Raw genomic sequence first — 17705 nt, 5'->3', positions numbered from 1 at the left:
CCGGTGGGCGGTGCGGTGGTACCGGACCGACTGCCGGCAGCACGCGCTCTCCAGATGCGCCGGAAGGTAGGAGAGCGTTGGAATCCAATCCCCTCCGCGTTCGCTCGCAGCTACCCCGGCAGGTCTGCCGCATGAGCGAAGGATCCCAGGCACCTCGGCGCGGCGGCCCCGCCGAGGGAACCACGGGGCCGGACTACGGCCCCGTCGAATTCGCAGCCGCGCTGCGCGACGCGATGGCGCGGATCGGCGCGGCAGGCCCGCAAGCCGCCGGCCTGATCCGGATCCGCCGCCTCGCGCGGATCCGCCGGCGCGTGCGCCTCTTCACGGCCGGCGGCCTCGGCGTGCTGCTCGCGGCCGCGACGTTGAGCGCCGCGGCCGGCGGAGTCGGGAGTTCACCCGCGCCGCATCGCGGTGGCGCGGGCGGATTTGATAAACGCGAGACGGTTCGCCACGCCACGCCGGGGAAATGAGGTGGCACGGAAAAGGTCTGCCCGTCGGCGGATGAGGGCTGATCGCGGGCCTTGGCCGACATTTTGATTTCATCAATGCAAAGCCGTGAAATGTGGAAACCAGGGCGGAATCAATGCTTGACGAGCACTGATGCAGACAGGTGAAAATCCTCGACAGGGCGGCGGTTGTAGCTGAGATCGTGAGAGTCACGGGTATATTCCGTACTGACATAGTCCAAAGCGGACATGCTTCGTTTAATGGACATCAGTGAACGAAGAGAACGGAACACCTGTGAAAGAATCCACGCCTCGGCGTATCGCGGCCGGCGCGCTGTTCACGGCCGCAGTCGGCTTCTCGGTGGGTGCGATCGCCGCTCCCGCCCAGGCGGACGCCTTCACCCCGCAGCACACCGCGCGCATCGCGGCCTACGTCCCGGATGTGGCCGGCCACAACGGCATGCGACGCTCCTTCGACGCCCGCCTCGCGCCGAACGCCGAGTTCGCCACCCGTTTCCTGGACGGCGACCCGTGCGGCTGCTCGCCCGATCGCACGCGCGGCCACGACGAGAACTACGGTGTGTTGCCCCTTGTCAGTGCCATCCGACAACCTCGTATCGACGAAGGACACACCCGTCCCGCCGTTGTCCTGCGGGACGACCGGCGCGACTGCCCGCCGAACCGCGGCGTCGGCATTCGCCCCGAGCAGGACGTGTTCTCCACGATCAGCTACACCGTGCACCAGGCCGGCGACGACCGGCGCGACTGCCCGCCCGACCGCGGGCACGTGCGCACCTCCGACTACGGCATCGACCACGTCGGCCGCGTCGTCGACCAGCACGGGCACGGCAACCGGCACGGGGATGAGCACGGCCGAAGCGGCCGCGGCCACGGGCAGAGCGGCCACGGGCACGGCCAGGACGGGCACGGCCACGGCGGACACGGCTCCCGGGGCCGCCGCTAGGAGAACGACCGCAGCGAGGCTGAACCGCGAGCCGAACCCGGTTCGTCCGGCCGGGAGAAAGGCTCCCGTCGCCATCAGGCCGCTGCGGAAGACCGCCGCCCTCCCGCCGGGCGCGGCGCACGTCGCCCGGCGGGAGCGGCAGCGTTCCCGATCACAACCGATATCGAACTCATGGGGCCTGGGCCCGGCGCATGCGCCGGGCCCAGGCCCCATGCCGACGCCCAGGCCAGGGCGCCGAAACACTCTGACTCTCCCCGAGTGCTCACTCCCCGCCCTCCAACAGGGACGCCACGAGGGCGACGACGTGCCGGCGGTCCTTCGCCGAGAGTTGCTGGAGACTCGCGATCAGCATGTCCACCTCGGGCTCCGGCGCCGGGTCGTACACGTAGATCCCGCACGACTGCGCGGCCGCGCGCCGCACGATCTCCAACGGCAGGTCCAGCCCCCGCGCCAGTCCCTGCAGCGTCGCCGGCTGCGGCATCTGAGCCGGGCGTTCGGCCGTCGCCAGATGATGCACCGTCGACTTCGAAATCCCTCCGCGCCGCGCCACGTCCCCGTAGGACCAGCGCTTCTCCGCCAACCGCTCACGCAGCAGGGCTTGGAGTGGATGGGATACCTCGGCCATGGCGATACCTCGAGCCTTGAGTCGTGCGTATCCGGCGTGGGGGGCCGGATCGGGTTCTCGGCGTGTCGTTTTGCACGTGCCGCTGCTACGCCGCTAGTGTTTCGTTCGTCCAGACCGGACGATTCGTTCTGTAAGAATAGACGCCTCGCGCCCCCGGCGCGGCAAGGAGGATCCCATGAGCATCACCATCGACGAACTCGCGACCGAGTCGGCCGAACTGCTCCCCGGCCGTGAGGCCCTCGGCACGCTGAAGTTCAGCTTCACCCGGAACGTCAACGTCACCAAGCACATCGCGAACGTGGACGCGACGAACCTGTCCGTGGCGGCGAACTACCAGTCCCTCGGCGCCACCGCCGCCGGCGAGGCCGCCCAGTCCATCAGCATCACCCAGTAAGCCCGGCGCGCCCCGCTGTGCGGGCCCATCGCGGCTTCCTTCTTCACCGCGGTGGGCCCGTGCAGCGGGGCGTATGCCGTCCGCCGTCCGATGGCGGCGGACGCCCGTCGCGGCGGACGAGGGGAGCAAGTCGGCGGGCAAACCGAACAAGGTGAACGAGGCAGGCAAAGAGACGATGGCTCACCCGGTGGCATCAGAAGATTCATCGGCAGACCCGTGTAGCACTACACCAGGCGGAACGTCGTCGGGCAATACGCCACGAGATGACGTGAGAGCCGCTAAAGTAAAAGTTTGCCGCGGCGGTGGGACGCTTAGCGCGCCATCGGAAACACCTCGCCGCCCGAACGAGTCAAGGGGGTCGCAGGTGCTGGTCGTCCGAGGTGGCTCCACCACCGCTGTCGTGCGCAACCATTCCGGAGAATCCGTCGTGCTCCTTTCGGGCGAACTGCCCGCCGAGTTGACCGACGAGAACGTCAAACAGGTCCTCGACCTCGCCACAGCCGTGCTGGATCAGACGGAACTGCAACTGTTCGAGCGCTGCCTGGAAGCGTTGCGAAGGGGCGATACCCGGCGCATCAGGCGTATCGAGATCGACGGCGCGGTACTCTCCATCTTCTCGAGCTGAGCCTGTCGGGCTGATCTCCATCCGCTGGAGGGGTCAGCCTGCTGCGCGCCTGGCAGCGAGCGACGCTACCAGCCGCTTGAGTCATCCAACTCCATGTTCACCTGGCCGTGGACGATCCCGACGGTCACGCACTCCTGATTCCGATCCAGCGGAACGCCCTCGGATCGGCAGCTTTCGCCGCCCTCCCAGCCCGTGGATCGCGCCACAGTACGCCCAGGACAGAGCCGTGCCGACGACGTTCCATGCCCGACGAGGTGCCGCCGATCGACGCTCCAGCACCCAGTTCGTCACCACTGTGGCTGCCGTCGCCAAGGTCAAGACCACGAGCGTGGTGACCCGCGCCGCGGAAAGGATCACCCGGAAATCGACCAGTGCCGCAGCGACGAGCAGAGCAGCCACGATGCCACCGAGCTTCCAGCCGCGCGTCCAGCTGCGCATCGAGAGCGCGCAGCAGGGCAATGCCGAGGCGAGGATCAGTAAGACCACGCCGCTACAGTGCCGCAAAGTACCCTGGCGTGGCGTGGCGTGGCGTGGCGTGGCGTGGCGTGGAGCCGACGGGCGGATGAGAGGCAAGGGTCGAATGTCTGACGATCGCGGGGAAATGGACGCGCGGCAGGGGATGACGTTGCGTGTGGAGGTCTTCCCGGATGATCTCGATGCCTTCGTGCACTTCTATACCGCTGTCCTGGGCTTCGTGCTGACGGCCGATCAGCGCGGCTCGGATTCTCCTTACGCAGCCGTCGAGCACGGAAGTGTGCGCATCGGCGCTGCCCTCGCCGGGCATCCGGTCGAGCGCGCTGCGCGTGCGGTGCCGACGGGTGTCGAGATCGTGCTCGAAGTCGATGACGTGGCCGAGGTGCACAGCCAGGTGCGGGCGGCGGGCTATCCGCTCGAGCAGGACTTGACCCGGCGCCCGTGGGGGCTGACCGACTTCCGCGTCCACGACCCGGCCGGCTACTACCTGCGCATCACGGAACGGGGCTGACAGCGCTGCACGACCCGGCCCTCGCCGCATGGCAAGGGCTGGTCGAGCACTGACCCGATCCGTCCGCAGCTACCCGGAGTTACGGGACGTGGTACGGGTCGGCGATGGCCTCGCTGTCGGTGACGTTGGAGAACCTGTAAGTCGAGCTGTCGAAGTACCCGCCCACCAACGTGAAGTTGAAGTTCCACGGGTTCGTGGCCGTCGCGGTGCCCGTAATCGTGTCCCCGCCGCCGCAGCACGTCGAGACGGGCGTGCCCTGCGGCATGTCGATGGTGGTCAGAGGGGTGTCGGTCCACTGGCCCTGCGGCGATTCGATCGCGTCCGCGCCGATGTTCAGGTACGGCCAGACGTAGCCGGACTGCCGGCAGATGGTCAGCGAGTACTGGATGGTGTTCCCGCCGTCGTCGAACTGCACCCACCCGCTGACGCTGCCGACGTCGGTGACGACGCCGTATCCGCTGGTGCCGTACGCCTGGAGCGAGATGGTGTCGGTGACGCCCCAGGCGGCGTACGCCGGCGCCGGGAGCGCCAGCACGGTGCCCGACACGGCGACCGCCGTGGCCAGGGCACCTGCGAATCGCCGCCTGACTGCTCGCATCGACGAACCTCCAAAGAGTGTGGCCTGATGTCGAATCGGGAGCCTAAGCAGCGCAAAAAGGTGCGTCCAGTAAGAATCACATATCAATACACTGTAGAGGAAGATCTTGTCCCGCGGAGATATGGCCCGCAGGCGGTGCAGTGGCCGGAATCCGCACTGCGTGAGAGCTCCGCGAAAGATCCGCTGATGGGCCTGGCCACCACTTATAGGGCGCGACACCACGCCGCCGGCGGAAGCGGAGGACTTCCCGAGTCATATCCGCCCATGGAGGAAACCCGGCTTTGCAGCGCACTGCGGCCGTTCTGTCCGTATTCTCTTCAGCCTCTGGTGGGATTGTGCTTTTTGGTGGCGTAGTACCCGGTGATGACCACGGGGTTCTCCGGGACGCCGCCGAGCTCGGCTCAATGCCCGAACGTATGCCCGAACGCCCAGGCCACCATCAGCGGAATCTCTTCTTGCCAGAAGAGCCCGCCGTGCGATTCGTTTCGCTCGGTCTCCACGACGTCCGCACCTGCATCGCGCAGCGCGAGGGCCCACCGTGTCGCGTTCTCGTGGAAGAACGGCTCTAAGGTGCCGGAAACGAAGTATGCGCGCGGAAGCGAGCTCGGCAGCGCGCCGGAGGGACGGTAGCCGGCACCCGGCGAGGCGCAGAAGATCGCACCGTAGACATTCGGGTGCCGAAGCCCGAGAGCGAGCGCCAACTCCGCGCCGGCCGAGACTCCGAGCACCGCGGTGCGCTCGGCGGGCAGCGTGAGTGCGAAGTGCGAGGACACCCATCGGCGAACGTCCTCGACGAAGAACTTCTCGTGTGCCGCGAACCGTTCCGGATCAAAGCCCGGCGAGTATTCATGCAGCCGCAGCGTCTCGTCGGACGACCGGTGCACACCGACGATCATCGTGGGCGGCAAGTCCGCCGCTGCCTCGAGAACTGCACCCCACTGTCCGATCAACTGACCGTCACCGGCGAAAACGACTGCCTCGGGCGTACTCGGCGGGACGTACACGGTGACCTGCCGACCGCCGTCGTATGCGAATGTCTCGATGACGAGCTCTCCGGCGATGGACATGGTCACCGTCTCCCTCACTGGCGAACGGGCCACGCGACTGTGGTCAAGCCTTGTTCAGTGTGGCCATCCTGGCGGCCTGCTCGATCTTCGCGTAGTAGGCCGCGCGGGCTTCCTCGTCGATCCGTTCCTCGTGCTCGGCGCGCACCCCGGTCCGGCCGTCGAGGCCTTCACGCAGGATATCGGCGTGCCCGGCATGTCGGAGGGACTCGCCGATGACATGGATCATGATGGCGAACAGGTTCGTGTTGGGATGAGGCTCCGGCCACCACGGCACGTGGCCGGGGGCGTCGAGGGGAAGCTCGTCGATCGTCGCATCCGAGTGTTCCCAGGTGCGCCGGTAGAAGTCGATGATCTGTTCGCGGGTCTCGTCCCCGGTCGCCCACAGGTCGCTGCCGTCGTGGTCCTGCCACCGGAGCAGCGGCTCCGGGGAAGGGCGGTCGAAGACCTCGCCGAAGTACCGGGCCTCGATGGTGGCGACGTGTTTCACCAGGCCGAGGAGGCTGGTCCCGGTCGCTGTCAGAGGTCTGCGGGCGTCGTACTCGGACAGGCCGTCGAGTTTCCAGAGCAGCGCCTCGCGGTGCCGGCGCAGTCCTTTGTGCAGGTACGGTTTCGCGAATTCGTCGATCATGGGTCATGAGCCTGTCAGGGTGCGTCGGTGGGTTCAACCGGAGCTGATTGCCGGGTCGGGGGTCGTCCGCATCCACACAAGGTTGCGGTTTTTCGGCCTTGCGGAGGGGATCGTGAATCCGCGATGATCGCGCCATGAATGAAGGAACGGACATTCGTCCCGCCCGGTGAACGGGCACACGGCAGGACTACGGGTCTGGGGTGCGCTGCCTGAGTGTTATTCCGGTCGGCAAGTCGCGTCTTCCACCATTGATGCGCGAGGGCGGATCGTCGCTCTGCTTGTCGATCCCGATGTGACGTGCGCACAGCGAGTCCCACTGACAGCGCCTTACGACGCGACTGCCGTCGTGATCGATGGCAATGACCGGTACGAGGTCGAGATCCACGGGCTCGACCTGCGCTTCCCGAAAATCGACACTCTCGGGGACGGTTTCGTCCTGGCCGGCGCACGCTGCCAGATGCCTTCCGGACCCGTGGCGAGAACGCTCGAGGAGCTGGAGGCCGAGATCCCGCACAACGCGCGGGTGATCGGTCCCGACGGTGGCACCACGAGCACCTTCCACGCCGGCGACGGCATCGAACACCTGATGACCGACGCTTCGGGCGAGATCTGGATCGGGTACTTCGACGAGGCCTCGATCTGTGCACTCCTGCCTCCCAGCGGGCACCCCCGACGAGCAGGTGATCCGAGGCACCGGCCAAAGCCACACCGGGCAACGATGTCGACGCCCGGCCTCATCCGCTGGACTTCCCACGGGGAGCCGGCCTGGTATGCAACGCTCGACGGGTCGGGTCCGGGCAGTTGGGTGGACTGCTATGCGCTGAACGTCGGACTCAAGTACACGTGGGCCTACCCCTACACCGCGTTCCCTCTGGTAGAGATCGACAAGATCGGTGTGCGGTGCGTGCGCCGCACACCTGTCCGCTACGCCCACGGCGTCATGGTCGCCGGCGGCACTCTCGCCTTCGTCGCCAGCGCGGGCGGCCCCGCCAAGACGGGCGGCCACTACACGATCACGCTGGCGCACACTGACGGCGGTCCCATCGAGGTGTCCGGGGACTCGCCCCTGCTCCTGCCAGACGGAAGCCGCCCTCGGGCTTGGGCGCAGCGAAAGGTCTGCCGCGACGGTCGCATGTGGATGCAGTTCGACGACCCGAGCGTCTGGTACGTCATCGAGATCTGACCTTGTCCGAGGTGGTGGTCGCACCCGGAGCGGGGGAGCGGTGCGGCGCAGCCGAGGGTTCGACGAGCTTGGACCTCGCCAGCCACAGGCCGGTGAGCACGGCGGTGGCCAAGGTGATGGCGCCGGCGGCGACGAAGGCGCTGTCGAGGCCGGCCTCGAAGGAGGCGCCGCCGGATTGGCGGGTACGGACGATGGCTCCGAGTACCGCCACGCCGAGCACCGCGCCGATCTGCCGGGTGGTGCTGCTGATCCCTGATGCGAGGCCGCTTTCCTGCGGATTGACGGCCTGGATGGCGGCTCCCGTCAGCGGGGACATGGTCAGGGCGAAGCCGACGCCGACCACTGCCAGCCGCCACCACACGTTCCCGTAGCCGGTGTCGGCGTGCACCATGCCGAGCGCCGGCAGTCCCACGCCGGCCAGGGCCAGGCCGATGGTGACCACGATGCGGAAGCCGTACCGGATGGCGAGCCGAGCCGCGTACGGGCTGACGATCACCATCGCGGCGGACAACGGCAGGGTCTCCAGGCCGGCACGCAGGATCGAGCTGCCCTGGACGTCCACGAAGAACTGGGAGAAGAAGAACGACGAACCCATGAGCGCGAACCCCACGATGACCATGGCCGTGTTGGACACGGTGAACAGCCGCTGCCGGAACAGCCGTAGCGGCAGCATCGGTGCGCAACGACGCGCTTCGACGGCGAGGAAGGCGGCGAGGAGGATCACGGCGGCTGCGAAGCTGGCCAGGATCATCGGCGACGTCCAGCCGCGGGCACCGCCCTCGATCAGCCCGTAGGTCATCGTCCCCATCCCCAGGACGGACAGCACCGTCCCCGGAACGTCGATCGCGGGGGCGCTCGGGTTGCGGGACTCCTCAAGGCTGCGCAGGCCGGCCAGCAGAAGAACCACGCCGATCGGCAGGTTGACCAGGAAGATGGCGGGCCAGCCGAAGGCGCTTATCAGCAGGCCCCCGGCCACGGGGCCCGCGGCCAGCCCGATCCCGCTCAGCCCGGCCCAGAGCCCGATCGCCTTGATCCGTTCTTGCGCCACGGGATAGGCGGCGGCGAGCAGGGCCAGCGAAGCGGGGCTCAGCGCCGCGGCTCCGACGCCCTGCAGCACCCGGGCGGCGATCAACCAGCCGACGGTGGGCGCGAGGCTGCACCCCGCCGAGGCGGCGGTGAACACCGCCACGCCGGCCAGGTACACCTGCTTGCGGCCGAACCGGTCGGCGAAGACACCGCCGGACAGCAGCAGCATGGCGACCAGGAGCACGTACGCGTCGACGATCCACTGCAGACCCGTCAGCTGGGTGTGCAGCCGGCGCTGCATGTCGGGCAGGGCCGCCCCGACGATCGTGTTGTCGAGTAGCACCATGAACTGGCCTAGGCAGGTCACCGTGAGCAGCACGGCCCGGTTCGGGCTGCCGGCGGACGCGGGCGATGCAGCCATGCAGGGTTCCTCTCGATAGCCGGCGCCGCTTCACGACCGATGTGGTCGACCTCCCCGCGACGCCCTAACGCAGTCAATGACTGCGTTAGTGGACTATACGGTGGCGCGCCTCGCAAACGCAAGAAGTAACTGCGTTAAGGTGGGCGGCATGGAAGGCAAGGACGAGCGGGAGCGGGTCCGGCGACCCGGCGGGCGCGGCGCCCGCGTCGGCGCGGCGGTGCATCAAGCCGTCACCGACTTGATCAGCGAGCGAGGCTACGGCAAGTTCTCCGTCGGCGACGTCGCGGAGCGCGCGGGCGTGGCCGACAGCAGCATCTACCGCCGCTGGGGCAGCATGGAAGCCCTGCTCGCCGACGTGGCGCTGACCTATCTCAATGAGCGCTCGCCGATGCCCGACACCGGCAGCCTGGCCGGTGACCTGCGCACATACGCGGCCGCCGTGGCCCGCGAGATCACCGGGCCCGACGGCCTGGCGTTGCTGCGCCTCGCCGTCGCCCTGTCGAACTCCGGTCCGCAGGGTGTCCAGGCAGGCGACGAACTGCTCGCCGAGCGCAGCCGGCAGCTGCAGTCCATGCTCGATCGCGCCCGCGAGCGCGGCGAGCCCGCTCCCGACGCGTTCGGCGTGCTGGACCACGTGCTGGCTCCGATGTACGTCCGCGTCCTGTTCGGCATGGGCCCGCTCACGCCGGAGTACGTCGACGGGCTCGTCGACCGCCTGCTGCGGCTGCGGCTCGCCGGACCAGACGCGGTTTGAGACATCGGTCAGCTCAATTAGAGGTCTACTTTCTCAACAGCGACGCGTCCGCCGCGACCAGCTCCACGGCGCGCTGAGCTGGGAGTTTGCGGCGAGGACCGCCACGAGCGCGGGGTTCGGGGCGTCGCGGTCGGCTCCATGCGGGGCGGTTTGGTTTCGCGAGCCCCGGGTATTTGCCGCCGACCGCGGCGTTCCGTGGCACACTTGTCTGGAAGATTCTCGTATGACGAAGGGCAACACCCCGTGGCATCAGGCACCGTTAAGTGGTTCAACTCCGAAAAGGGCTTCGGCTTCATCGAGCAGGACGGGGGCGGCCCGGACGTGTTCGCCCACTACTCGAACATCGCCGCCCAGGGCTTTCGTGAGCTGACCGAGGGCCAGAAGGTCCAGTTCGACGTCACCCAGGGCCAGAAGGGCCCGCAGGCGGAGAACATCCGTCCGGCCTAATAGCCGACGGCGATGCCCCGGACGACACACGTCGTCCGGGGCATCGTGCTGCCCTCGCGCGGCTGTGACGGCGCTTCCACTGAGACGCGACGTGACGGCACGCGGACGCGGCATCACTGGTATTCGCGCAGCCGTACGTGGGCGGACCGGGCGATGGCCATCAGCAGCAAGGCCTCGCCGACGAGCATGGTGGTCCAGCTGGCGGCGTCGGTCTCGCTCTCGCCGGCTGAGACTCCGGAGGAGAAGCCGGTGTCGTTGATCTGGATCACTTCGGCCAGCTTGGCCATGTACTGGCCGAAGGTGTAGTTCGACTGACCGGGCCGGGTGCCGATGTCGAGCGCCACGGCTGCGGCAAGGTCGCCGTGCCCGGCGTCGGCGCGGATCGCGGCGTCGTCTTGGAGATAGGCGTTGAAGGCCTGGGCGGCGTCGTACGCGGCCTGTCCCTCGCCGGGGAAGGTGATGTTGCCCGACTCCGCGCCTAGGTATCCGCCGAACTGGACGCCCGAGATCGAGTTGGCCGCCGCGTCGAGGTGTACGGCGCTGACGGCCGAAGACAGACCCGAGTAGTAGGCCTGCGGGTCGCTGCTTGCCGCGTCGCTCGAGACGTCCGGGAGCGCGGCGACGCTGGAGACGTTCTGGAAGAAAGAGGCCTGCAGCGCCGGGGTACGGCCCTCGAGCAGCCAGCGGCTCTCGTCCCCGTTGGCGTCGTCGGAGACGGCTTTCGCGCGGGTGAGGGCGTTGATGGAGTCGTAGGCGTTCTTCTTCGCGTCCTCCAGATCCTCCGCCGCGTGCGATTGCGTGGCCAGGCCGAGGAATCCGAGCACGAGGCAGACGACGGCTCCGCCGGCCAACCAGCTCAGCCGCCGCCGGAACCTGCGCGCGTGGTAGCGGTTGCCCAGCATCATCGCCGAGGCGGTGGCCAGCGCGAGGCCGAGGACGGCGTACCCGTACCCGGTAGCGTCCGCGCGGTCGCCGGAGTACGAGGCGTCCACGGCCGCGCTATCCGCATCGGCGATCTTCAGCGAGGCGGGCAGAAGCTTCGCGTGCAGGAGCGAGGACGCTTGCGTGTAGGAACCCAGCGACGCCGCCGGCGGGGCGGCCGGCTTCTCGTTCTGCGTGCCCTGATCCACATACAGGGCCTGCGCGATCAGGGCCTCATAGTCGCCGAGGCCGTCCATCAGCTTCTCGGCCTGCACCGTCAGCTGCGGGTTGCGTGCGATCAGGGCCAGATCCGCGTCCGCCGCGGAGCGGTCGTGCTGGTAGGCCGCTGCCGATGCGGCGGCGTCGACCGCCACGGGCACCATCGAAGGGTCGGTCGGATGGAAGCCGACCAGCAGTGCGTCGGCAGCTTGCGCGTCCATGTCGTCGAGCTCGTAGTACAGGTCGCCGGTCGCGGAGACCTCGGTCGTGCGTGCTTGGAGACGGGCGAAGCTCGTCGCGTCGCCGCTCAGTGCCAGGACGTAGAGCGTCCCGATCAGCACGCTAAGAGCGGTCAGCTCGGCGGCGAGCAGCTTCAGCCGCCGTGGCGTCTCGCCGAGAACCCGGTCGGCCGGGCGCGCGTCGTAAAGATGCTTCACGGCCGTACGGTCCTCGCACCGCAGCCTGCCGGTAAAGGCTTCAGAGTGAATCTATGCACGAATTCAACGGCCTGACCGGCACGGTGTTCCGGCCGCGCCCAGCCCCGAGTCACGGGCGCGTTCCGGGTACGAAGCCGCGCTGAGGCGGCTGCGCTCCACCTCGTCATACCCCTTCCGTAGAGCCTGCAGAGCCCCGGTCGCTTGTGCCGGGCGTTGCATACCCGGTATACATACTGCGTATGCACGAGAGGGGGAGAGGGCGTGTCGATCAAGCACGGCATTCTCGCGCTGCTGCGTGACCAGCCGGGATACGGCTATCAGCTGCGCGCGGAGCTGGCGGAGGCCACCGGCCCGACCTGGCCGGTCAACATCGGCCAGATCTACTCGACCCTCGCCCGGCTCGAACGCGACGGCCTGGTGGCCAGGACCGCCGAGCACGCGCAGACCGCCGAGGACGCCGACGGCCACGTCGTCTACGAGATCACGCAGGAGGGGACGGGCGAGCTCGAAGGCTGGCTCGCCCGACCGATCACCCGGGACGACCGGCCCCGCAACGAACCCGCGATCAAGCTCGCGCTCGCGGTGACCGTACCCGGCGTCGACGTCGCGGCGGTGGTGCAGGGCCAGAGGGCGCACGTCCAGGCCGAGCTGCGGGAGCTGACCCGGCGCAAACTGCGCGCCGGGGTCCCGCAGCCGGCCTGGTCGCTGGTGCTCGAGGTGCAGATCTTTCAAGCCGAGGCGGAGATCCGCTGGCTGGACCATGTGGAAGGACAGGTATGCCGGAAAAATGGATAGGCCCGGTGGTCTCACTCAGGGACCTGACCCGCGCCTACGGCTCGGGCGAGGCGGAAGTGCGGGCGCTGATCGGGGTCAGTCTCGATGTCGCGGCCGGCGAACTCGTCGCGGTGATGGGCCCCTCCGGCTCCGGTAAGAGCACGCTGCTCGCACTCTCCGGCGGGCTCGACAAGCCGACCTCGGGCAACGTCGTCATCGAGGGCGTTCACCTCTCCGAGCTCTCGCGCCGCGCGCTCGCCCGGCTGCGGCGCACCAGCCTCGGCTACGTCTTTCAGGACTACAACCTGATCCCCGCGCTCACCGCGGCCGAGAACGTCGCACTCCCGCTCGAGCTCGACGGCATGCGCACGGGCAGAGCACGCAGGCTGGCCGAGGCCTCGCTCGCCGAGGTCGGCCTCGACGGACTCGGCAGCCGCTTCCCGGAGGAGATGTCCGGCGGCCAGCGCCAGCGCACCGCGATAGCCAGGGCACTGATCGGCGAGCGGCGGCTCGTGCTCGCCGACGAGCCGACCGGCGCCCTCGACTCGCAGACCTCGGAAGCCGTGCTCAGCGTCCTGAGGGCGAGGTGCGACGCCGGGGCGGCGGGGATCCTGGTGACGCACGAGCCGCGTTACGCCGCGTACGCCGACCGCACGATTTATCTGCGCGACGGGAGGATCGTGGACAGCGTCGGCGAATCCGCGGGCGCCGGGGTGGCCGGCAGCGCTCTCGGGGAGCAGGTCGCTTCGTGAACGGCTCCTGGTTCTCCTCCTGGCGCGCCGCGCTGCGCATCTCGCGCCGCGAGATAACGCGGCACCGGGCCCGCAACACACTGATCGTGGTGATGCTCGGGCTTCCCGTCTTCGCCGCCGTAGCCGTCGACACGCTGCTGACCACCGGCATGAAGCTCACGAGCGCGGAGGTGCTCGACCGGACCGTCGGGGGGACCGATGCGTACATCGAGATGCCGCAGAGCAATCCGATCTACCAGTCGCTGGATGCGAAACCGCACATCGTGCCCGCTCCGCCGACCGGTGCGGCTGCGCCGGTTCAGCCCGGCGTGACCCCGTACGCCACGCAGATCCAGAACGCGCTGCCGCAGGCGAGCGTGCTGCCGGTAACGGAGTCCTTCGGCGCGTTCTTCCACGGGCCCGACGGCTATGCGAACGCGCAGTACTGGCGCACCGACGTCGGCGACCCGAGGTTGAGCGGCGCGTACGACCTGCTCTCCGGTCGCCGGCCGGCATCGGCCGACGAGGTGGACGTCAGCCCCGCCGCTGCCAAGGCCCTCGGCGCCTCGGCGGGATCGACCGTCACGCTCGCGATCCAGTCCGCGGCGAACGGCAAAAGTTCATCGTTCACGGTCGTCGGCATCATGCAGCAGCCCGACGACACGAATGCGGCGGCGATCTTCGGCCTCACCGGCGCTCCCGCGGCGAACGGAGACTTCCCGGAGGGCTGGTACATCGAGAACCCGGGCGGAGTGAGCTGGAGCCAGGTCGAGGCGCTTGACGGCCGCGGGTTCCCGGTCGTCTCGCGCGAGGTCCTCGCAGATCCGCCCGCGCAGTCGCAGGATCCGTACTACGCGGCCGCACAGCTGGAGCCGCCGGGCCCTGTTTCGAGCTCGGCCGCGGCCGCGGCAGCCGTCTCCGCGATCGTGATCGGTATCGCGCTGCTCGAGGTCGTGCTGCTGGCCGGCCCGGCGTTCGCGGTCTCGGCGCGGCGCCGCGAGCGGGAGTACGCGATCATCGGCGCGGCCGGCGCGGACGACAAGCAGGTGCGGCGGATCGTGCTGGCCGACGGCGTCATGCTCGGCTTGGTCGCCGGAGTGCTCGGCACCGCGGTCGGCCTGGGCACCGCGTGCGCCGTCCTGCCCTTCTTCGCCCGGCTGACCGGCAAGCTCCCCGGTGCGGTGCACGTGAGCATCCTGCAAGTGCTCGGTGTGGCGCTGCTCGCCGTGCTGCTCGGCCTGTGCTCGGCGCTACAGCCGGCCCGTTCGGTCTCCCGCCGGGAGATCATGGCGACGCTCAGCGGACGGCGGGCCGCCCTCGCGCACAAGCGACGGGTCGGGGCCGTGGTGCGCGGGGTGCTGATGATCGTGGTCGGCGCCTTCGTGGAGTTCTCCGCATCGCACGGCACGGGAGCGCTCACGCAGCTCGGCATCGTCGGCGGCACCGCGCTGATCGAGGTCGGCGGCATCCTGTGCACGCCCGCCATCGTCAGCCTGGTCGCGAAACTCGGCGGCGTCCTCCCGCTCGGCCCGCGCCTCGCGCTGCGCGACTGCGCCCGAAACCTCGGGCGCACCACGCCCGCGGTGGCGGCCATCTTCGCCGCCGTGGCCGGAGCCGTGGCCGCCGGCGGGTATCTGCAGAGCTCGATCACCCAGCAGCGCCAGGCCTATCAGCCGTTCCTGCTCACGAATCAGATCGCGATGCAGGTCACCGGCTCGGCGCAGGCAACCCAGGTCGAGCAGGCCCTGCGCTCGATCATGCCGGTCACCGGCAGCTTCGTCACCGAATCGATCTCCGGATACCAGCAGAGCATCAATGCGCCGGACCAGTGGGTCCTGTCGGTGCTCACGCCCGGCACGTCTGCCTCGTGCGCCAAGGATTCCGTCAGCACGGTCCCGAAGTCGTCGGTCGAAGACTTCGAGTGCGGTCAGTACATCGAGCCGTTCGCGGCGAACGGCGAGTTGGTCGGCGGCGCGCAGGTGCTCACCGACGTCACCGGCGTCAAGAACGACGCGGCGGACGCGATGCTCGACCAGGGCGGCATCGTCCTGTTCGACTCCGCGTCAGACTTCGCCGGCGCCGTGCGCGACGGGCACGTCTCGCTCGTCACGGTGACCGACGTGCCCGGCAAAGCCGGCACCGATATCCAGACGGTGCATCAGTACTCCCTGCCCGCGCTCGTGGTCAGCGCGCGGGGCATCCCCAGCCCGGGGGCCGTGATCTCCCCGGCGGCGGCGGAGCAACTCGGACTGGTCGGCCGGGCCCAGCGGACGGTGCTCAACGTGGATATGCCCGGGCCGGTCACCGCCGACCAGCAGATCGCGGCATCGCAGGTGGCCGCCCGGTTCGGGATCTCGACCGGCGCGGACGTGGACCAGGGGTTGCCGGACACGTCGAACGTGATCAACCTGGTGGTCCTCGCCGTCGCGCTGCTGCTCGCCCTGGCCGCGGCCGGGATCGCCACCGGCCTCGCGCTCGCCGACGGGCGGGCGGACCACGAGACCCTCAGTTCCGTCGGCAGCTCGCCCTGGACGCGCCGCTGGCTGGCCGGGTCGACCGCGCTCGTGATCACCGGCCTGGGCGTCTTGATCGGCGTGCCGATCGGGTTCCTGATCGCGAAGGGCCTGCTGAACGTCGACACCATCGGCGTCTCCGCCGCCAACCCCGTCCGCTTCATCGTCCCCTGGCTCAACCTCGGCGCGATGGCCGTGGCCACACCGCTGCTGACCGCCCTCGGCGCGATGCTGCTGAGCCGGTCCACAGGCGCAGCGAGCGGCCGAACGAGCTGAGGGCCACGAGCCGGTCGAAAAACTCCGAAGGGACGAGCCGATGAGGGCACCGATGAGTGACTCACTACCGACGACGACATCGACGACCGGACCGACGACAGTATCGACGACAGCACCGAGGACCTCATCGACGACCGCGGAATCGGTCGTGCCCGCCGTGGTGCGCCCGGCTGTGCGATCTCCTAAGTGGGATTTCATACGCCGTGCCGGGCGCTCGGTGAATCGGCCTGCCGTGCTGCCCTGGCTGCTCGCAGCCATCTGCTTCGCGGACTACGCGGCATTGGGGCTGAGGGACCAGGCCCGCATGCTGACCTCCGGCTTCGACCTCGGGATATTCGACCAGGCCGTGCGCGCCTATGCGCACGGCCAGGCACCGGTCACACCGTTGAAGGGCTTCGGCGTCAACCTGCTCGGAGACCATTTCTCACCGATCACCGCGTTGCTCGCGCCCTTCTACCGAATCTGGCCGAGCGCCGACATGCTCCTGGTCGCGCAGGCCGCACTCTTCGCGCTCGCGGTGGTGCCGCTGACCCGATGGGCCATGAGAGCGCTCGGAACCTGGCCCGCGGTCATCATCGGGGCCTGCTACGGCGCTTCCTGGGGCATCGCCTCGGCGGCCGGTTTCGACTTCCACGAAGTGGCCTTCGGCGTGCTGTTCCTAGCGTTCAGCGCGACGGCGCTCGGCGAACGTCGCCTGACGGCCGCGGCGGTCTGGGCGCTGCCGCTGCTTCTGGTGAAGGAGGACATGGGCTTGACCACGGCCGTGGTCGGCATCCTGATCGCGACGCGCGGCCGTCGCGTGCTCGGGCTCGCCACTGCGGTCGCCGGGCTGGCCGGCAGTCTGCTGGAGATAACGGTGCTCATTCCGATGGTGAATCACCACGGATACACCTATATGAACAACGTGATACCCGGTGCGTCGTCCGCGTCTTCCGCCTGGGGCGTCGGCGGCCTGCACGCCGACGTCCACGCGCTGGTCCATGCCGTGGCCGGCCTGCCGAACCCGGTCAAGATCGACACTCTGGTCATGCTGCTGGCGCCGACCGCGTTCGTCGCTCTGCGCTCGCCCCTGATCTGGCTCGTCGTTCCGACGCTGGCCTGGCGCTTCGCCACCGACAACCCGTCCTACTGGGGCACCGGTTACCAGTACAGCGCGGTCCTGATGCCGATCGCCGCGGCGGCCTTCATCGACGGTCTGATCCGGTGGCGCCGATCCGGCGGACGAAAGAGCCTGATACGCAGCCGGATCGCGCTCGCCGTCGCGCTTGCGGTGACGGCGTTTCTCCTGCCGTCGCGGCCGACCTTCGGCGTGCTGTGCCCGAGCAACTGGTCCAACTCGTCCCACGTCGCCGCTGCCCATCAACTACTGGACATGATCCCCGATGGCGCCACCGTGGCGACCACCAACCGCCTCGCGCCCCAGCTGACCGACCGCGACACGGTCACCCTGCTCGGCACACAGCTGAATCTCCTCCGCCGGAACTCCTGGATCATCGCGGACACGCAGGGCCCTCCTTTCCCGGGCACTGCCGCGCAGCTCAATCAGTGGCTTGTGATGGCTCAACAGCAGGACGGCTTCCGTGTGGTCGCTGAAGACGACGGCATCCTGCTGCTCGAGCGCACGGCGTAGCAGCGTTCGATGTCGGCGAACCGGCCGATCAAAATGACACT

The 17705-nt window shown here is 68.9% G+C and carries 18 protein-coding genes; 12 read left to right on the top strand and 6 right to left on the bottom strand.

Going from position 1 to position 17705, the window contains the following annotated elements:
• Window positions 1-77: 77 nt before the first annotated feature.
• Both ACTRO_RS15680 and ACTRO_RS15675 read left to right on the top strand, forming a co-directional pair.
• On the top strand, window positions 78-470 hold the full coding sequence (locus ACTRO_RS15680) for a hypothetical protein (RefSeq protein WP_157436244.1): 393 nt from the start codon (window positions 78-80) through the stop codon (window positions 468-470).
• Between the two features lie 271 nt (window positions 471-741).
• Complete coding sequence (locus ACTRO_RS15675) at window positions 742-1410, top strand: hypothetical protein (RefSeq protein ID WP_034263818.1); 669 nt, start codon at window positions 742-744, stop codon at window positions 1408-1410.
• 262 nt (window positions 1411-1672) lie between these two features.
• Here the strand turns inward: ACTRO_RS15675 and ACTRO_RS15670 are convergent, their stop codons facing one another.
• Entirely contained in the window at window positions 1673-2035 is a 363-nt protein-coding gene (locus tag ACTRO_RS15670; RefSeq protein WP_034263817.1) for a helix-turn-helix domain-containing protein, read from the bottom strand.
• 175 nt (window positions 2036-2210) lie between these two features.
• Between ACTRO_RS15670 and ACTRO_RS15665 the strand changes: the two genes are divergently transcribed.
• From ACTRO_RS15665 to ACTRO_RS45695, 3 genes are all read left to right on the top strand, one after another.
• Window positions 2211-2429 carry a hypothetical protein gene (locus ACTRO_RS15665; protein WP_034263816.1) on the top strand — a complete coding sequence of 73 codons (219 nt, stop codon included), beginning with the start codon at window positions 2211-2213 and terminating at the stop codon, window positions 2427-2429.
• 364 nt (window positions 2430-2793) lie between these two features.
• Entirely contained in the window at window positions 2794-3054 is a 261-nt protein-coding gene (locus tag ACTRO_RS15660) for a hypothetical protein (protein WP_211244269.1), read from the top strand.
• A gap of 226 nt (window positions 3055-3280) precedes the next feature.
• Window positions 3281-4039 carry a VOC family protein gene (locus ACTRO_RS45695; RefSeq protein WP_157436242.1) on the top strand — a complete coding sequence of 253 codons (759 nt, stop codon included), beginning with the start codon at window positions 3281-3283 and terminating at the stop codon, window positions 4037-4039.
• Between the two features lie 79 nt (window positions 4040-4118).
• On the opposite strand, the gene ACTRO_RS15650 is transcribed toward ACTRO_RS45695, so the two are convergent.
• The 3 genes from ACTRO_RS15650 to ACTRO_RS15640 all read right to left on the bottom strand — a co-directional run bounded on the left by ACTRO_RS15650 (window position 4119) and on the right by ACTRO_RS15640 (window position 6332).
• A complete protein-coding gene (locus ACTRO_RS15650) occupies window positions 4119-4637 on the bottom strand; it encodes a hypothetical protein (RefSeq protein ID WP_034263815.1) in 519 nt (172 codons plus the stop codon).
• A 401-nt stretch (window positions 4638-5038) separates the two neighbouring features.
• Complete coding sequence (locus ACTRO_RS15645; RefSeq protein WP_034275037.1) at window positions 5039-5704, bottom strand: alpha/beta hydrolase; 666 nt, start codon at window positions 5702-5704, stop codon at window positions 5039-5041.
• 43 nt (window positions 5705-5747) lie between these two features.
• On the bottom strand, window positions 5748-6332 hold the full coding sequence (locus ACTRO_RS15640) for a DinB family protein (protein WP_034263813.1): 585 nt from the start codon (window positions 6330-6332) through the stop codon (window positions 5748-5750).
• Window positions 6333-6498: 166 nt separating this feature from the next.
• Here ACTRO_RS15640 and ACTRO_RS15635 point away from each other — a divergent pair, with 166 nt between their 5' ends.
• The gene (locus tag ACTRO_RS15635; RefSeq protein WP_157436240.1) at window positions 6499-7515 is read left to right on the top strand and encodes a hypothetical protein; all 1017 of its coding nucleotides are present in this window, start codon (window positions 6499-6501) and stop codon (window positions 7513-7515) included.
• On the opposite strand, the gene ACTRO_RS15630 is transcribed toward ACTRO_RS15635, so the two are convergent.
• Entirely contained in the window at window positions 7502-8962 is a 1461-nt protein-coding gene (locus tag ACTRO_RS15630) for an MFS transporter (protein WP_034263809.1), read from the bottom strand. The genes ACTRO_RS15635 and ACTRO_RS15630 overlap by 14 nt on opposite strands.
• Window positions 8963-9110: 148 nt before the next feature.
• Between ACTRO_RS15630 and ACTRO_RS15625 the strand changes: the two genes are divergently transcribed.
• Window positions 9111-9716 carry a TetR/AcrR family transcriptional regulator gene (locus tag ACTRO_RS15625; RefSeq protein WP_034263807.1) on the top strand — a complete coding sequence of 202 codons (606 nt, stop codon included), beginning with the start codon at window positions 9111-9113 and terminating at the stop codon, window positions 9714-9716.
• 243 nt (window positions 9717-9959) lie between these two features.
• A complete protein-coding gene (locus ACTRO_RS15620; RefSeq protein ID WP_034263805.1) occupies window positions 9960-10163 on the top strand; it encodes a cold-shock protein in 204 nt (67 codons plus the stop codon).
• A gap of 113 nt (window positions 10164-10276) precedes the next feature.
• Here ACTRO_RS15620 and ACTRO_RS15615 read toward each other — a convergent pair whose 3' ends face one another.
• Window positions 10277-11740, bottom strand: a complete 1464-nt coding sequence (locus tag ACTRO_RS15615) for a hypothetical protein (RefSeq protein WP_034263804.1) — start codon at window positions 11738-11740, stop codon at window positions 10277-10279.
• Window positions 11741-12001: 261 nt separating this feature from the next.
• Between ACTRO_RS15615 and ACTRO_RS15610 the strand changes: the two genes are divergently transcribed.
• The 4 genes from ACTRO_RS15610 to ACTRO_RS15595 all read left to right on the top strand — a co-directional run bounded on the left by ACTRO_RS15610 (window position 12002) and on the right by ACTRO_RS15595 (window position 17664).
• Entirely contained in the window at window positions 12002-12535 is a 534-nt protein-coding gene (locus tag ACTRO_RS15610; RefSeq protein ID WP_063628007.1) for a PadR family transcriptional regulator, read from the top strand.
• The gene (locus ACTRO_RS15605) at window positions 12517-13266 is read left to right on the top strand and encodes an ATP-binding cassette domain-containing protein (RefSeq protein WP_034263803.1); all 750 of its coding nucleotides are present in this window, start codon (window positions 12517-12519) and stop codon (window positions 13264-13266) included. Before ACTRO_RS15610 ends, ACTRO_RS15605 begins: the two co-directional genes overlap by 19 nt.
• Window positions 13263-16034, top strand: coding sequence for an ABC transporter permease (locus tag ACTRO_RS15600; protein ID WP_034263801.1), 2772 nt, complete (start codon window positions 13263-13265; stop codon window positions 16032-16034). Before ACTRO_RS15605 ends, ACTRO_RS15600 begins: the two co-directional genes overlap by 4 nt.
• Window positions 16035-16251: 217 nt before the next feature.
• Entirely contained in the window at window positions 16252-17664 is a 1413-nt protein-coding gene (locus ACTRO_RS15595) for a DUF2079 domain-containing protein (RefSeq protein WP_034263799.1), read from the top strand.
• Window positions 17665-17705 lie beyond the last annotated feature (41 nt).

This window comes from Actinospica robiniae DSM 44927 (assembly GCF_000504285.1).
Taxonomy (GTDB): domain Bacteria; phylum Actinomycetota; class Actinomycetes; order Streptomycetales; family Catenulisporaceae; genus Actinospica; species Actinospica robiniae.
Note: the sequence above shows the minus strand (reverse complement) of the source record. Positions and strands in the feature narration are given on the sequence as shown.

Coding starts and splice junctions, on each gene's coding strand:
- ACTRO_RS15670 (WP_034263817.1), bottom strand. CDS start 2,035: ATGGCCGAGGTATCCCATCCACTCCAAGCCCTGCTGCGTGAGCGGTTG.
- ACTRO_RS15630 (WP_034263809.1), bottom strand. CDS start 8,962: ATGGCTGCATCGCCCGCGTCCGCCGGCAGCCCGAACCGGGCCGTGCTG.
- ACTRO_RS15645 (WP_034275037.1), bottom strand. CDS start 5,704: ATGTCCATCGCCGGAGAGCTCGTCATCGAGACATTCGCATACGACGGC.
- ACTRO_RS15650 (WP_034263815.1), bottom strand. CDS start 4,637: ATGCGAGCAGTCAGGCGGCGATTCGCAGGTGCCCTGGCCACGGCGGTC.
- ACTRO_RS15665 (WP_034263816.1), top strand. CDS start 2,211: ATGAGCATCACCATCGACGAACTCGCGACCGAGTCGGCCGAACTGCTC.
- ACTRO_RS15640 (WP_034263813.1), bottom strand. CDS start 6,332: ATGATCGACGAATTCGCGAAACCGTACCTGCACAAAGGACTGCGCCGG.
- ACTRO_RS15605 (WP_034263803.1), top strand. CDS start 12,517: ATGCCGGAAAAATGGATAGGCCCGGTGGTCTCACTCAGGGACCTGACC.
- ACTRO_RS15625 (WP_034263807.1), top strand. CDS start 9,111: ATGGAAGGCAAGGACGAGCGGGAGCGGGTCCGGCGACCCGGCGGGCGC.